The organism is Actinacidiphila epipremni, from assembly GCF_012034175.1.
Taxonomy (GTDB): Bacteria; Actinomycetota; Actinomycetes; order Streptomycetales; family Streptomycetaceae; genus Actinacidiphila; species Actinacidiphila epipremni.
The window spans coordinates 136,403-151,831 of sequence record NZ_JAATEJ010000025.1 but is presented as its reverse complement, the minus strand read 5'-3'; the positions used below and the strand labels follow the sequence as shown (position 1 = coordinate 151,831).

Genomic DNA, 15,429 nt, shown 5'->3' with positions numbered 1-15,429 from the left:
GGGGGGCGCGCACACCCGGGGTCCGGGGGGGGCCGCGGGGGCGCCCAGGGCGTTGTCCGCCGCCGCAACCGCAGGCGGGCGGCGGGGGGGGCGGCGGGGGGGGGGGGGGGGGGGGGGGGGGCGGGGGGGGGGGGGGGGGCGGGGGGGGGGGGCGGGGGGGGGGGGCGCCCCCGCCGGCGTACGCGGCCGGGCCGGATCCGGGCAGGATGAGGCCATGGCGAACGTACGGCGGCGGGTTTCGGCGGAGGAACGGCGGGTACGGGCGGCGGCCCGGCTGCTGCGGGGTGGCGGCGAGCACGGCGGGGGTGCGGGCGGGGCGGAGGAGGTCGTACGGCAGCTGGTCGCGCTGCACGCGACGGACCCGGCGACGGTGTACTTGTCGGTGGCCGCGCGGCTGAAGGACCCGGCGCAGGCGGTGCCCTTGCTGGACATGGCGCTCTACGGGCAGCCGGCGACGCTCACCCGGATGCTCGCGATGCGCCGCACGATGTTCGTCGTCGAGCGGAGTTTCGCTCCGCAGGTTTACGCAGCCGCGGGGCGCGCGGTCGCGGCGCGGCTGCGCAAAGAGCTGCTGGTTTTCCTGCGGGACGGCGGCGGCTGGGACGAGGCGTGGCTCGACGAGGTCGAGGCGGAGGTCGTGGCGGCGCTGGACGGGCGGCCGGAGAGCAGCGGGGCGGAGCTGTCGAAGCTGGTGCCGAGGCTGCGGGAGCAGGTCGTCGTGGCGCGGGGCAAGCCGTATGAGGCGACGCAGAACGTCGCGAGCAGGATCATCCGGACGATGGCGGCGGAGGGGCGCATCGAGCGGCGGCGGCCCGCGGGGTCGTGGGTCAGCGGGCAGTTCCGGTGGGCGAACGCGGAGCCGCTGCCCGAGGTGCCGGGCGCTGCGGCGCGGGCGGAGCTGGTGAGGGCGTGGCTGGCCGCGTACGGGCCCGGGACGGAGGCGGACGTGAAGTGGTGGACGGGGTGGACGCTGGGCGATACGCGGGCGGCGCTGAAGGCCGCGGGCGCGGAGGAGGTCGAGCTCGGGGGTGGGGTGACGGGGTATGTGGCCGCGGGCGACACGGCGGAGGTTGTGGGGGGTTCGGCGCCCGCGCCGGAGGTTGCGCTGCTGCCGGCGCTGGACCCGTTGGCCATGGGGTGGCGGGAGCGGGGGTGGTTCCTGCCGGAGGGGTCGGAGCGGTTGTTCGACCGCTCCGGGAACATCGGGCCGACGGTGTGGTGGGGCGGGGAGGTCGTCGGGGGCTGGGCGCAACGGGCTGACGGGGCGGTGGTGTGGCGGCTGCTCGCCGATCGCGGGGCGCAAGTTGCCGAGGCGACGGGGGCTGCGGCTGCGGTGTTGGGCTCAGCAATGGGCTCCGCCCGGGTGACGCCGAGGTTTCGCACGCCGCTCGAGCGCGAGCTTTCGCTTTGAGGGTGGGGCCTACGGGGTGCGCCTTGATGTTGTCGGGGGATCGTCCGTTGCGCTGTGGCTGAGCGCGCAGTTCCTCGCGCCCCTTTGCCGCCGGGGTGCCCCTTCATGCCGGCGGGGGATCGTCCGCCGGATCGTGGCTTGGCGCGCAGTTCCTCGCGCCCCTTTGCCTACAGGCTGCCCCTTGATGCCGTCGCCGGATCGTCCGTTGCGCTGCGGCTGAGCGCGCAGTTCCTCGCGCCCCTTTGCCTACGGGGTGCCCCTTGATGTTGTCGGGGGATCGTCCCTTGCGCTGCGGCTGAGCGCGCAGTTCCTCGCGCCCCTGGGTGGGGGCTCCGGGGCGCCGGTGCGGGGGCAAGGGCCCCCAGGGGGGAGCCCCTCCCCCCTAGATGCGGGGAGGGGCTCTTCGTGGGGGTCAGAAGTGGGTCAGTTTGGCCGTGAAGGAAGGGGACTTCAGGTCGGACTGGAGGGTGACGGGGATGGTGGTGGGGCCCAGGGAGAGGGTGCCGACCTGGGTGCCGGCCTTGGCGGAGTGGGGGAGGTCGTGGGAGGGGGTCAGGGTGAGGGGGGTGTGAAGGCCGGGCCAGCCGGGGGTGGTGAGGTCGGCGGCGGCGATGACGGGGGTGGAGCCGCCGAGGCCGTCGTCGATCGCGCCGACCACCGTGCCCTTCTTGACGACCGTCGCCGAGGTCAGGCCGTGCTGGACGGACTCGATGAGCTGCTGGGCGCGGTCGAGGGCGGTCTGGAGGCTGTCGTTGACGGTGACGCCACCGCGCTGCTGGAGGACGACGCCGAGGATCAACTGGTCCTTGCCGCCGACGTTCTTGCGCGCCGCCCACATCAGCGCGCCGCCCGCCGGGGTGCTCGACCCGGTCTTGATGCCGATGACGCCGGGCTTCACCAGGTCGTTGTTGTTGTTGTAGATCCGGCCGACGCCGGGGATGTCGACGTTGGCGAGCGCCACGACCGACCGGAAGACCTCGTTCTGCATGACCGCGCGGGCCAGCTTGAGCTGGTCGACGGCCGTGCTCACCGTCGTCTCCTCGAAGCCGCTCGCCCCGGTGTACGTGGTCTGCGTCATGCCCAGCGTGCGCGCGGTCGCCGTCATCTTCGCGACGAACGCCTCCTGCGTACCGGCGTCCCAACGCGCCAGCAGGCGGGCGATGTTGTTGCCGGACGGCACCAGGAGCAGTTGCAGCATCTGGCGCTCGCTGAACTGCTGGCCCTGCGTCACGTGCGCGGTCGACTCGTCGGTGGACGCGGACTCGTCCGCGGCCTGCTTGTCGACGGTGATGATCGGACCGTTCTGCTTACCGGTCAGCGGATGGTCCTTCAGGACGACGTACGCCGTCATGACCTTGGTGACGCTCGCGATCGGCACGGGGGTCTGCGCGCCGTGCACGCCGAGCGAGCCGACGCCCTCGACCTCGGCGACGGACTGGCCCTGCGTGGGCCACGGCATCGTCTGGGGCAGGGGGGTGCCGGGGAAGGAGTACGAGGACGCCGCCGTCGACTTCAGCGTGGGCGTCGGCACCGGGCGCACCGCCTGGACGATGACGAAGATCACCGCGAGCAGGACGACCAGCGGGGTCCAGATCTTGAACCGGCGCAGGATGCCGCGCAGGAGGGTCGGGCGGGGCGGCGGCGTGTTGGTCAGCTCGGCGAGCAGCTTGAGCGGGGTCGAGCCGGTGTGACCGGAGCCCGGCGGCAGCACCTGGGGCGCCTGGATGCGCCGGGTGCCCTCGGGGCCGAACGGGTCGTCCGCGACCTCGGCGCCCTGGGCGTCGGGGCCGTCGGGGGCCGCGAGCGGCGGCAGCGGTGCCGCCCAGCCGGGCGTCGCGCCGGCGGCGGGCGTGCCGGTACGGCCCACCGGGCGGCCGGGCGCGGCAGCGTCGGGGCGTTCGGCGGGCAGGTCCGAGACGAGGGGGCGCAGCAGCGATTTGCGGATCTCGGCGCGGTGCACCCCCGAGTCCTCGACCTCCGAGGCCGGGGCGGACGCGGCCTTGCCGCCCGCCGCAGCGCGCGGCTCATCCTTGGCGCCGGGCTTGTCCTTGGTGCCGGACTCCGCCTTGGTGACGGGCTCGCCCTTGTCGCCGGACTCGGCCTTCGTGACGGGCTTGCCCTTGGTGCCGGGCTTGTCCTGAGCGCCCGGCTTGCCCTTGGCGCCGTTACGCGACCCGGCAGCCGATACGGCACCGGCGCCGTCCTCGGGCCCGGCGTCCGCCTCGTGCTCGCCCTCGGGCCCGGTGTCCGTGCCCGGCGGCGCATCCGCCGGCTCCTCGGCGGGCGGCTCGCCCTCCGAAGCCGCCCCCGAGCCCCCCGAGCCCTCAGCGCCCTCAGCGCCCTCAGCAGACTCACCCGCCCGGTTGCCCGCCGTCCGGGCGCCCGTTTGCGCCACCGGAGTGCGCCCCCGCTCACCCGGCGGCGCGTCCGCCGGGTCCTCCGCCGGGGCGTCCTGGGGCGGCGCCGGAGCCGGCTCCTCCGCCTCACGGGTTGAACGTTCACTCACCTCAGCCGCATCAGCAGCCTCGTCCGCCTCATCAGCCCCAGGCGCCGGATCACGATTTGGTTCCGTTTTCCCGCCCTCCCCGGAGCCGTCCGCGGGCTCCGCAGGCACCTGCGGCGTAAGCACCGCGTCAGTGGCGTCCACGACGGCTACGTCGCCCGGCGTATCCGCACCGGACACTGCGCTGGACGCCGCGGAGGACCGGCCGGCGCCGCCGGAGCCGGGCAGTTCGGACGAATCCGCGGCGGCGTCCCGGCCGCCCGCGGCGGGCCCGGCGGGCGGCCGTACGGGCGAGGGGCCCGCCACTGACGCCCCACGGGCCACAGCGGGCGTCCCGAACACCACCAGCCTCGGATCCGCGGCCTGCGGCGCGGCTCCCTCCCCCGACATTCCGTGCTGCTTCTCCCTGCCGGGGGACTCGCCCGCCACGCAGACCTCCTCCACGCATCACGCGGGGCGCGCGATGGCGCCCCGCCCCGTCATGACCCACATCCGACATGGTCCCCGCAACCGACCCGCGGCCCGTCTGCGACACCAGCGCCGCCTCCGTAGACGAGAACGACATACCAGCCGGTTCCCGCAGATATGGAAAAGGCGCTCTCGACAGGCCGGTGTGAGAGGCGTCACCCTGTCATTCATCCACGCGGGGAGGCATGGATGGGCAAGAGCCGCAGAACAATTCCGGAAGAGTTGTTGCTGCTCGCCCTGGACCCGACGACCGGGACCACGGCGCAGCCGCAGTCACTCGACCTCGGCCTCGCCGGAGCGCAGCTCGTCGAGCTGGCTCTGGCCGGACGGATAGCCCCTGACGGGGATCGTATCGCCGTGGTGCACCCACGGCCGACTGGAGATCCGACTCTGGACTCCGCCCTGGAGCTGCTGCGCCGTCGCGGCTCTCCGGTGCGGGCGGTCCACTGGATCGGCGGGCCCCGGCTGGGGCTGCGCCAGACGTACCTCGCGCACCTGGAGCGGTGCGGCATGGTGCACGCCGTGCCGGGTCAGATGTGCGGGGTGCTGCCGACCACCCGGTATCAGGCGACCGACAGCGCGGTCAGCAGGGACATCAGAGCCCGGCTGGACAGCGCGATCCGCACCGGCGTACCGCCGGACCCGCGGACCGCGGCGCTCGCCGCGCTCGCCCACTCCGTGGGGCTCGGCAAGCACCTCTATCCGGGCAACGAGGGGCGGTCGTCCCGATCGCGCCTGCGGGACCTGATCAGATACGACCCGATGGGCGGTCTCGTCGCGCACGCCGTCATGGACGTGCAGAACGGTGTGGCCGCGCAGCCCAAGCGGCCACCGGCCCAGGCCCAGCGCACGGTGGGGCACGGCACGATGGCCAGGGCCGGGGCCCGCTGACGTACAGCGCCGACCACGTACACCGAGCACGCCGAGCACATCGAGCACACCAGGTACACCACGTACACCAGGCACACCGAGCACGCCGAGGACCGCGAGCACGCCGAGCCCGCCGGCTGGGCCACGCACCACCGCACGCACCTCCGTACGACCGAGCAACACCCCTACGCACCACGTAACGACGCAAGGGCGGCTGCGGTGCCCGACGGCAGGGTCCGGGTACCGCGCACCGGGTGCACCGGTGCCGTCCGCGGCGCAGATCCCCTCCGGGAGCCGCTGTACCGCGCGGGATGCCGGGTGCCGGACACACGTCCGGGCCCGGTGCCCCGCGCGGTACGTTTTTCCGCTCCGCGGGGGCGCGCGAGGGCGATCCGCGCGCCCCGGCGCAGGGGCCGGGCAAGCTTGTTACGACCATTCGCCAGCGCGGTGATGACCGCTAGTGGCAGGCTGCTGACCATCAGTACGGTTCAGCGTGGAGGTGCAGTCCCTGTGGTCGCCAACGTCAACCCCACCGTCAGGCGCCGCCGGTTGGGTTCGGAGCTGCGCAAGCTCCGCGAGGAGAAGGGGATGACGGCCGAGGAGGTCGCGGCCCGGCTCCTGGTCTCCCAGTCCAAGATCAGCCGCTTGGAGAACGGCCGCCGCAGCATCAGCCAGCGCGATGTACGCGATCTGTGCGGGGTGTACGGCGTCGAGGACATGCGCATCGTCGACTCGCTGATGCAGATGGCCAAGGAGTCGCGCCAGCAGGGCTGGTGGCACGCCTTCGGCGACATCCCGTACAGCGTCTACATCGGCCTGGAGACGGAGGCGGCGAGCCTGCGGGTCTTCGAACCGCAGGTCGTGCCGGGGCTGTTGCAGACCCCGGCCTACGCGGCGGCGATGATCGCGGGCAACCTCCCGGAGGCGACACCGGAGCAGGTCGACAAGCGGGTCAGCGTCCGGATGCGGCGCCAGGAGCGCATCACCGATCCCGACGCGCCGCTGCGGCTGTGGGCGGTGGTGGACGAGGCCGCGCTGTGCCGCAGGGTCGGCAGCGCCGAGATCATGCGCGAACAGCTCGACAGACTGGTGCAGTTGAGCCATCTGCCGCATGTGACGGTGCAGGTGCTGCCGTTCGACGCGGGCGCCCACCCGGGGCTCAGCGGGCAGTTCGCGGTGCTGGAGTTCACCGACGCGACGGACGCGACCGTGGTGTATCTGGAGGGCGTCAACAGCGACCTCTACCTGGAGAAGGACACCGACGTGCAGGCGTACAGCGTGATGTACGAGCACCTGCGGGCACAGGCGCTCAGCGCCGAGGCGACCCGGCAGTTCATCGGCGAGGCGGCCGAGCGGTATGTCTGACTCCGCTTGCTGAAGGCGCGCACGGTACAGGTTGGGCTACGCAACTGGCAAGGGTTGCAAGGAATATGCCACCTGGTCGGGTGAAGGACTCCCGCTGCCGGTGATGTCGGCGAGTAGCGTCGAACGCAGTCAGGCAGTGGTGTACACCTCCTCTCCACAGCTCCATCACGAAGCGGAGTACACCCCGCCGCCGTCACCAGCACAGACCGGAGCAGAGATGGCAATCAAGCTGGGCAGCACCCCCGAGTGGCGGAAGTCCTCGCGGTCCACCGGCAACGGTGCCTGCGTCGAAGTGAAGTCCCCGGCCGCCGTGGCCGTGGTGGTCCGCGACTCCAAGGACCCCCAGGGCCCCGTCCTCACCTTCTCCCCCGAGGCATGGTCGTCCTTCGTCACCGACGTCGACCACGGCGCGTTCGACCTCCGCTGATCCGCAGGCACAGCGCCACCGCACCACCGCACCACGCACACAACGCAGTTCAGCACCTCAGCACCTCAGTACGTGGGCAGCAGCTCAGCAACATATGAGCACAGCAGCTCAGCAGCACGTGAGCACAGCACCACCGACAGAGCCCTCTCGACCGGCCGCCGTCCTGGCCGAGAGGGCTCGCTGCTTTTCGCGGGCCCGCCGGCGACCGGATCGTGAAAAGTACCTGGACATTACAACGACACTTCGTAGGCTTCCGCCATGACGCCGACCGCCGCCGCCCCGTCCTCCCCCGCCGATGCCGACGCAGAGGCAGACGCCGCCGCCCTGCCCCGGCTCGCCGCGCGCGCACGGGACGTGGGCGCCTCGCCGGTCCGGGAGATCCTGGCGCTCACCGCCCGCCCCGAGGTCATCTCGTTCGCCGGCGGCCTCCCCGCCCCCGAGCTCTTCGACGCGGCCGGCCTGCGGGCGGCCTTCGACCGCGTGCTGGCCGAGCGCCCGCGCACCGTCCTGCAATACGCCACGACCGAGGGCGACCCGCAGCTGCGCCAAGTGGTGGCGGCCCGGCTGAGCGCGCGCGGCCTCGCGACCGGGCCCGACGACCTCGTCGTGACCGGCGGTTCGCAGCAGGGCCTCACGCTGCTGGCGACGGCGCTGCTGGAGCCCGGCGACGTCGTCCTGGTGGAGAACCCGACGTATCTGGCGGCCCTGCAGTGCTTCGGCTTCACGGGCGCCCGCGTCGTGCCGGTGCCGACCGACGCCGACGGCGTGCTGCCGGACGCGCTGGAGGAGCTGGTGCTGCGCGAGCGGCCCAAGCTGCTCTACCTCATCCCGGAGTTCCAGAACCCGACCGGCCGCACGATGCCCGCCGCCCGCCGGCGCGCGGTCGCGTCGGTGGCCGGCCGGCACGGCCTGTGGATCGCCGAGGACGACCCGTACGGCGAGCTGCGCTTCGAGGGCGAGCGGGGGCCGTGGATCAGCTCGTACGAGGCCGCGGGCGACCGTACGGCGCTGCTGGGCAGCTTCTCGAAGGTCATGGCGCCCGGCATGCGGCTGGGCTGGCTGCGGGCGCCCGAGGCGCTGCGGCGGCCGTGCGTGATCGCCAAGCAGGCGGCGGACCTTCATACGTCGGCCGTCGACCAGGCCGCCGCGGCGCGCTACCTCGCCGACCACGACCTCGACGTGCATCTGGACCGGGTGCGTACGGCCTACCGGGCGCGCCGGGACGCGCTGCTGGCGGGGCTGCCCGCGGCGCTGCCGGCCGGCAGCACGTGGAACCGCCCCGAGGGCGGGATGTTCGTGTGGGTGCGGCTGCCCGACGGCTACGACGCGACGCGCCGGCTGCGGGCCGCGATCGCCCACGACGTGGCCTATGTGCCGGGCGCACCCTTCTACGCGGCGGCGCCCGATCCGGCGACGCTGCGGATGTCGTTCACCACGCACACGCCCGAGGAGATCGCCGAGGGGCTGCGCCGGCTGGCGCCCGCCTTCGGCTGACCGTCCCCGCGGCCCGCGCGCCGCGCGCCCCCTTCCGTGCCGTACGGGACCCGCTCCCGTACGGCGCTGCGTCGTCGGTCCCGCGCGGGTCGCCGCGTGGTCCCGTGGCCCTTGGCCCGTGGTCCCGTCCTGCCCGCGTGCAGCGAAGTGCCCGCTCATGGTCGGCGGGCGGTCATGGGCATCACAATGCCACCACAGGCAAAGAGAACGTAAAATCGTTCGTCTTGTTGACCTGGATTCAGACTCGTGAACGTCGAATCCCTTGACCGCCGCTCCGCGGCAACGGTTCAATCCCCCAAGTCCCCACTCCCGCACGGGGGCGCACCGCCCGGTGACGTGTCGCAGCGAAGTGCCCTCCCGTTCACAAGGCGGACCCCTGGAGGGGACGATGAACAGTCTCGACTGGACCGTGCTCATCGCGTACTTCGGTGTGATGGTGGCGATCGGCGTGTGGTCGCACAGACGGGTCGGCGACGTCGGCGACTACTTCACCGCGGGCGGGCGGATGCCGTGGTGGCTGTCCGGCATCTCGCACCACATGTCGGGCTACAGCGCGGTGATGTTCACCGGCTACGCCGGCATCTCCTACCAGTACGGCGTCACCTCCTACGTCACCTGGGCGCTGCCCATTGCCGTGGGTGTCGCGATCGGCGCGAAGACCTTCGCGCCGCGGCTGAACCGGGTACGGGCCAGGCTGCATGTCGCCTCGCCGCTGGAATACCTCAGGACCCGCTACAACCTGACCACGCAGCAGGCACTCGCGTGGTCCGGCGTGCTGCTGAAGATCGTGGACGTCGGCGCGAAGTGGGCCGCGATCGCCACCCTGCTGTCGGTGTTCACCGGCGTGACCCTCACCCAGGGCATCGTCATCACCGGCGCGATCACCGCGGTCTACTGCACGGTCGGCGGGCTGTGGGCCGACGCGCTCACCGAACTGGGCCAGTTCGTCATCCAGTTGGTGGCGGGGCTGGCGATGCTGGTCGCCGCGCTCGGCAAGATCGGCGGGATCAGCGGCATCTGGAACGTGTGGGACGAGCCGGCGCTGCGCCACCACGGCCACCCGACCGCGGGCCCGTACACGACGGTCTTCCTGATCTCGTACCTGTTCATCAAGACCTTCGAGTACAACGGCGGCATGTGGAACCAGGCCCAGCGGTACATGGCGACGGGCTCGGCGAAGGAGGCCACGCGCGGGGCCGCGCTGTCGTCGGCGCTGTGGTTCGTGTGGCCGGTCGTGCTGTTCTTCCCGATGTGGGTCTCGCCGCTATTGGTGCACGCGAAGAAGCCGGACGGCTCGGACTCCTACGCGCTGCTCACCGAACAGCTGCTGCCGCACGGGCTGTTGGGGCTGGTCGTGGTGGGCTTCTTCTCGCACACGATGGCCATGTGCTCCTCGGACGCCAACGCCATCGCGGCCGTCGTCACGCGGGACATCGCGCCCGCCTTCTCGCGGCAGGCGCGGCAATGGACCGCGCGGGTCGGGCTGATCGCGGCGCGGGTGACGACGCTGGCCTTCCTGGGGCTGTCGATGGCGGTGGCGACGCAGGTGAACTCGCCGACGTTCAAGGACATCATCACCGTCGTGATCAAGTGGGTGGCCGGGCTCATGGGGCCGATCGCGATCCCGTTCATGCTCGGCCTGCTGCCGCGCTTCCGCCGCTCGGGACCGACCGCGGCGCTCACCAGCTGGGCGCTCGGGCTCTTCGCCTTCTACCTGGTCAACTACCCCATCAACGACGCCGTTTCGGGCGGGGTGAACCTGGAGTACCAGATCGCGCTGCCGCTGGCGGTCTCGCTGGTGCTGTACGTGGCGGTGGGGTGGATCAGGCCCGAGGACACCCCGGAGCGGGACGCGGTGATCGCCGCGATCAACTCCGAGGAGGAGGCGCCGGCGGCGGTTGCGGTGGCTCACGCCGCCGGGTAGCGGTCCAGCCATGCCGGGCTGGCGCCCGCGGGGCCGTGCAGGGCGGGCGCCTGCGTCATCTCCATGGCGAAGTCGTCGGCGAGCTGGAGGATCGTCGCCCGGCCCTCCAGCTCGGCGATCCACGCGGGCGGCAGCGCGGTCTCGCCGTGCTGGACGCCCAGCAGGTTCCCGCACACCGAGCCGGTGGAGTCGCTGTCGCCGGAGTGGTTGACGGCGAGCAGCAGCCCGTGCCGGACGTCCTCGGCGACCAGCGCGCAATAGACGCCGATCGCCAGCGCCTCCTCGGCCGTCCAGCCCTCGCCCAGCGCCTCCACGCGCTGCGGCGAGGGCAGCCCCTGCCGGACGGCGCCCAGGGCGCTCTGCAGGGCGTCGGTGGTCTCCTGGTGGCCGGGGCGGGCGCCGAGCAGCGCCAGGGCGTGCTGCACGGAGCCGTCCAGCGCCTCGCCGCGCGCCAGGCCGTGGATGATGACGGCGAACGCGCCCGCGGCGAGCTGCCCGGTGGGGTGGCCGTGGGTCTGCGCGGCGCACTCCACCGCGAGCTGGAAGACCAGTTGCGGCTCCCAGCCGACGAGCAGCCCGAAGGGCGCCGAGCGCATGACGGTGCCGCAGCCCTTGGAGCCGGGGTTCTTGGGCTCCTCCAGGGTGCCCATGCGGTCGTCGGCCAGGCCGCTCAGGCACGCGTTGCCGGGGGCCCTGCGCGCGTAGAGCCACTCCTCGCGGGCCAGCCAGCCGGCGTCCTTGCGGCGCTCGTCGGGGCCCCACTCGCTCTGCGTGGCCGACCAGCGGCGGTAGGCGCGGTGGACGTCGGTGGGCGGGTGCCAGGCGCCGGTGTCCCGGCGGACCTGGGCGCGTATCAGGCCCTCGACGGTGAAGAGCGTCATCTGCGTGTCGTCGGTGACCGCGCCGCGCCTGCCGTAGGCGGGCACGTAGTCGACGACGCCGTCCGGGCCGTGGGCGGACTGGATCGCCTGCAGGGACTCGAACTCCACGCCCGCGCCCAGCGCGTCGCCGATGGCCCCGCCGAGCAGGCAGCCCCGGACGCGGCTGCGGAAGTCCTGCTGCTGCGCGCGTCCCCAGACAGCGGTCAAGGCGGTCCCCTTCGATCTGCCCCCGATCGGATCCGTTCTGGGGCTGCACGATAGCCGACGTAACCAGGAGCGGAAGAGGGGCGCGAGGTTGATACGGGTTGTCCCGGAAGGTGCGGCTCCGGGGGGATGGCGGGATATCTCCCCGGAGCGCGCTCCGGCGCGTTCACAGGCGCTCGGGCGGGGGCTCGGCGCGGGCTCGGGTGCCGGCCCGGGTGGGGCTCGGGCGCGGGCCCGCCGGACGGCTCAGCGCACGGAGAGGACGCCGATCGCGTTGGCCACGGGACGCTCCGCCCCGCCCGTCGGGTGGTTGCGTACGGTCGCCCCGGGCGCGCCCGGCGCGCGGGTGACCAGGGTGGTGGAGCCGCCGCCGTCCAGGTTGACGGCGTTGTCGCAGCCCAACTCGGCCATCACGGTGGCCAGTTCGGCGACCGTCAGCCCCGCGTCGGATTCGGCGCTGCCGTCGAGCGCGAGCAGCCGCAGCGTACGGCCGCCGTCGCCGAAGCCGGCCGCGCTGCGGGTCGCCGCGGTCTTGTCGTCGAGCCCGGCGAGCGGGGCGCCGGCGCGCAGCACCGGGAAGCCGCCGACGGCGAAGGCGTACGGGACGCGGCTGCCGGCCGCCGCCAGGTGCTCCTCGACCCGGACCCGGTCGCCGACCTTGAGCGTACGCAGGGTGTCCGCGCCGGCGTCCCGGCCGAGCAGCACCGTCGTGCCGCGCGGGACCTGGCCCGTACCCGGCGCGCCGGCGGTGGACACGACGTGCCCGGCGCGTACCGCGACCTCGTAGGTGTCGGTGCTGCACCCGGCCGCGCGGGAGGTGTCGCTTCCGCACACCGCGCGCTGCCGGGAGGTCGTCCCCCAGTCGGCGGTGTACGCGCCGATGCCGCCGACGGGCAGCGCGTACTGGTCGAGGCCGCCGAGCGGGTACGTGCCCGCGGCCGTGCGCACCTGCCCGCGCAGGGTGAGCGTGTCGAGCCGGGCGCGGCGGTCGGCGCCGACGCCGAGGACGTCCTGCGTCGTCTCGCCCTTGGGCAGGGCGGGGCCAAAGCGCTGGGCGTCCGGCACCGCGGCCTTCAGCGCCCGGCCGGCGGCGATCTCCGGTCCCACGGAGGAGCCGGTCGCGGTGACGCCGGGGTGCTGGCTCTCGTCGATGTCGAAGAAGTCCCCGTTGACGGCGGCGACCGCCCCGCGCGAGTCCGCCAGTTGCGACACCGCTGCCCTTGCCGCGACGGCGCCCGGGGTGAGCAGGTCGACGCGGACCCGCGGGTCGCGCAGGTCCACCGTCACGACGTGGCCGTGGACGGTGCCGGCCGCGGCGGCCACGGTGATCTCCTGATACTCCACGCCGTGCGCCAGCCGCTCGCTCTGACTGTACGTCACCGGTCCGGCCGCGGCCCGCGCGCCGCCCGCGCCGGCGAGCGCGCCCACCGCCGCGAGCGCCAGTGCCGCCGCGCCCGTGCCGAACCGGCGTCGCCTCATGTCACGCATGTCCCCTCCGTATTGTTCCGTCTCGTTCCGTCTCATCCGCCTCTGTCGTCGGCCCGACTCCATCACTCCCCGGGCACGCGGGCGCCGACACCGGATGACGGCGTCGTGAAGTTCCGTGCGGGCAGGGGGTGTTCAGACCTCGCGCGGCGCCGGCCGGACGGCGTCGGGGGTCTCGGCGTAGGGGCCGAGCGCCTCGGCCCACGCCAGGACCGCCGCGGGGTTCGCCAGCAGCGCGTCGAGGTCGGCGGCGGCCTCGGTGCGATGGCCGAGCTCCAGATGCGCGACCGCGCGCAGGATGCGGTGGCCGAGCTCGGGGGTATCGCTGACGGCCATGCACGCCTCGACGTCGATCAGCGCCTCGGCGGGCCGCCGCAGGTGCAGCAGCACCATGGCGCGGTAGTCGCGGGCCCGGATGTCGGTGGGGTCCGCCTCGACGACGGTGTCCAGCTCCAGCACCGCGTCGGTGTACCACCCGGTGACCATGAGCGCGCCGCCGAGCTGGGTACGGATGTGCGCCGCGCGCGGGTGCCCGGGTTCCGCGGCGAGCGCGGCGGTGTAGTCGGCGACGGCACGGGCCGGGTCGCCGGCCGTCCAGGCGGTGTCGCCGCGGCCGGAGTACAGCAGGAAGCTCCGCAGGCCCAGGTGCTCGGCGCGGTCGTAGTCGGCGAGGGCGGCGAGCGGGTCGCCGGCCTGCCGGTGCGCCCAGGCGCGTACCGCGTACATCAGCGCCCGCCGGTCGCGGTCCTGGCCGCCGCGCTCCAGCAGCACGGTGAGCGCCCGGGCGGCGAGCCCGGCCTCGGGCGCGGGTACGGTCCCGGGCCGCTCGCCGTAGACCTCCCGCAGCGCCCGCGCGAGCGCGCCCAGCTCCGGGGCGTCGGCGTCGTCGGCGGCGTCGGTGAGCATGCGCACCCAGCGGCGGGCGGTCTCGGGCCCGGCGGTGCAGGCCCGGGCGAGGTGCGGCAGGGCGCCGGGCAGCGCGGTGCGCGGGTCGGCGCACAGCTCGTGGTACGTCTCGTGCAGCCGGTGGTCGCGCCAGCCGGGGTCGGCCCACAACTCCCCGACGCCCCGGCCGCCTTCGGTGCGCTCGCGCCAGCGGCCGTAGCCGGCGGCGAGGCGTTCGTGCTGCTCGCGCCAGCGCTGCGGGGCGCGGGTGCGGCGCAGCCGCAGCATCTGGGTGCGGACGACGTCGTGGTAGCGGGCCCGGCCGGCGTGCTCGGTGACGAAGGGCAGGCCGCGCAGCCAGTCGTAGCGGTCGGCGGCGCCGGGGGCGTCGTCGGCGACGGCGAGCCGGTAGACGTCCTCGTCCAGGTGCAGCGGGAGGGCGGCGGCGAGCGCGGCGGCGCGGGCGGCGGGGTCGGCCTCCCACTTCAGGAAGCGCTCGACGGCGGTGTCGGCCGGGTCGCCGACCGCGTCGGGCCCGGCGGGGCGGGTCGCGGCGAGCGCGCCGACCAGCACCGGCAGGCCCCCGGTGAGCCGCAGCACCGCGGCGACGACGGCCTCGTCGGTGACGCCCTTGGCGGCGAGCAGCTGCCGCGCCTCGGCGTCGGTGAACGGCCCGAGCGGCACCCGGGTGACCAGGTCGAGGTGGTCGGCCCACACGGCGGGGTCGAGGTCGCCCTGCCCGGCGAGGACGACGACGACGTTGCCGGGCAGGTCGCCGTGCCGGCCGAGGACGAGCAGGTCGCGCAGCCAGCCGTCCAGGGCGGGGCCGGTGCGCTCGTAGGTGTCGAAGAACAGGGTGAGCCAGGGCGCGCGGGCGGCGGCGGAGGCGAGGTCGGCGGTGAGGACCGGGCTGAGGACGGCGACCGGGTCGAGGACCAGCCGGACGTCCTGCTCGTCGCGGAAGCGGGCGCTGAGCAGGGCACGTAACCGGTCGACGCCCAGGGCCAGTTGGTTCGGGTCCATGGCGCCGGCCAGCGCGCCCACACCGGGCAGCAGGCCGAGCCCGGCGAGCCCGGCCTGCGCGGCCACCGTGCCGGCCATCGACGGCTGCGGGTCGGCGGCGAGCGCCGCGTCGGCCTCCTGGCGGCGCTGCTGGTAGACGGCGAGCAGCCGCTCGAACGCCTTGAGGGGGCGGCCCTGTTCGGCGAGCCGGCCGGCGATCTCCGCCATCGCGGCGGGCACGGTGCCGGCGTTCTCGCCGACCGCCGCGACGAGCGCGCCGCGGGCGCGGGCGGCGGCCTGCCACTGGTCGAGCAGCGTGGTCTTGCCGACGCCGCCGGGGCCGTGGACGTGGAAGAGGAACTGGTGGGCGGGGTCGTCGGGGGTCGTCGCGAGATTGCCGGCGAAGACCGCCAACTCGGCCTGCCGGCCGACGAATCCGCCGCTCCTGCGGCGGCGCAGCCGCTCCTGCATCGACAGCGGCTCGCCGTTCATGCCCCGGGTGCCCCCTTC

10 protein-coding genes are annotated in these 15,429 nt (G+C 74.2%); 6 read left to right on the top strand and 4 right to left on the bottom strand.

Annotation, left to right across the window (positions count from 1 at the left end; all coding sequences use genetic code 11):
• The first annotated feature begins 214 nt into the window (after positions 1-214).
• Positions 215-1,411 carry a winged helix DNA-binding domain-containing protein gene (locus HCN08_RS26735; RefSeq protein ID WP_167985812.1) on the top strand — a complete coding sequence of 399 codons (1,197 nt, stop codon included), beginning with the start codon at positions 215-217 and terminating at the stop codon, positions 1,409-1,411.
• A 412-nt stretch (positions 1,412-1,823) separates the two neighbouring features.
• Here the strand turns inward: HCN08_RS26735 and HCN08_RS36740 are convergent, their stop codons facing one another.
• Positions 1,824-3,806, bottom strand: coding sequence for a serine hydrolase (locus HCN08_RS36740; RefSeq protein WP_167985811.1), 1,983 nt, complete (start codon positions 3,804-3,806; stop codon positions 1,824-1,826).
• A gap of 765 nt (positions 3,807-4,571) precedes the next feature.
• On the opposite strand from HCN08_RS36740, the gene HCN08_RS26725 reads away from it, so the two are divergent.
• From HCN08_RS26725 to HCN08_RS26705, 5 genes are all read left to right on the top strand, one after another.
• Positions 4,572-5,273 carry a GOLPH3/VPS74 family protein gene (locus HCN08_RS26725; protein ID WP_167985810.1) on the top strand — a complete coding sequence of 234 codons (702 nt, stop codon included), beginning with the start codon at positions 4,572-4,574 and terminating at the stop codon, positions 5,271-5,273.
• 489 nt (positions 5,274-5,762) lie between these two features.
• Positions 5,763-6,617, top strand: a complete 855-nt coding sequence (locus HCN08_RS26720) for a helix-turn-helix domain-containing protein (RefSeq protein WP_167985809.1) — start codon at positions 5,763-5,765, stop codon at positions 6,615-6,617.
• A 217-nt stretch (positions 6,618-6,834) separates the two neighbouring features.
• Entirely contained in the window at positions 6,835-7,044 is a 210-nt protein-coding gene (locus HCN08_RS26715) for a DUF397 domain-containing protein (RefSeq protein ID WP_167985808.1), read from the top strand.
• A 258-nt stretch (positions 7,045-7,302) separates the two neighbouring features.
• A complete protein-coding gene (locus tag HCN08_RS26710) occupies positions 7,303-8,538 on the top strand; it encodes an aminotransferase-like domain-containing protein (RefSeq protein WP_167985807.1) in 1,236 nt (411 codons plus the stop codon).
• 388 nt (positions 8,539-8,926) lie between these two features.
• Entirely contained in the window at positions 8,927-10,462 is a 1,536-nt protein-coding gene (locus HCN08_RS26705; protein ID WP_167985806.1) for a sodium:solute symporter family protein, read from the top strand.
• Here the strand turns inward: HCN08_RS26705 and HCN08_RS26700 are convergent.
• The 3 genes from HCN08_RS26700 to HCN08_RS26690 all read right to left on the bottom strand — a co-directional run bounded on the left by HCN08_RS26700 (position 10,447) and on the right by HCN08_RS26690 (position 15,411).
• Positions 10,447-11,550 carry an ADP-ribosylglycohydrolase family protein gene (locus HCN08_RS26700; RefSeq protein ID WP_206319263.1) on the bottom strand — a complete coding sequence of 368 codons (1,104 nt, stop codon included), beginning with the start codon at positions 11,548-11,550 and terminating at the stop codon, positions 10,447-10,449. The two genes, HCN08_RS26705 and HCN08_RS26700, sit on opposite strands and share 16 nt — an antisense overlap.
• Positions 11,551-11,793: 243 nt before the next feature.
• Complete coding sequence (locus HCN08_RS26695) at positions 11,794-13,026, bottom strand: phosphodiester glycosidase family protein (RefSeq protein ID WP_167985828.1); 1,233 nt, start codon at positions 13,024-13,026, stop codon at positions 11,794-11,796.
• Positions 13,027-13,167: 141 nt separating this feature from the next.
• Complete coding sequence (locus HCN08_RS26690) at positions 13,168-15,411, bottom strand: tetratricopeptide repeat protein (protein WP_167985805.1); 2,244 nt, start codon at positions 15,409-15,411, stop codon at positions 13,168-13,170.
• Positions 15,412-15,429 lie beyond the last annotated feature (18 nt).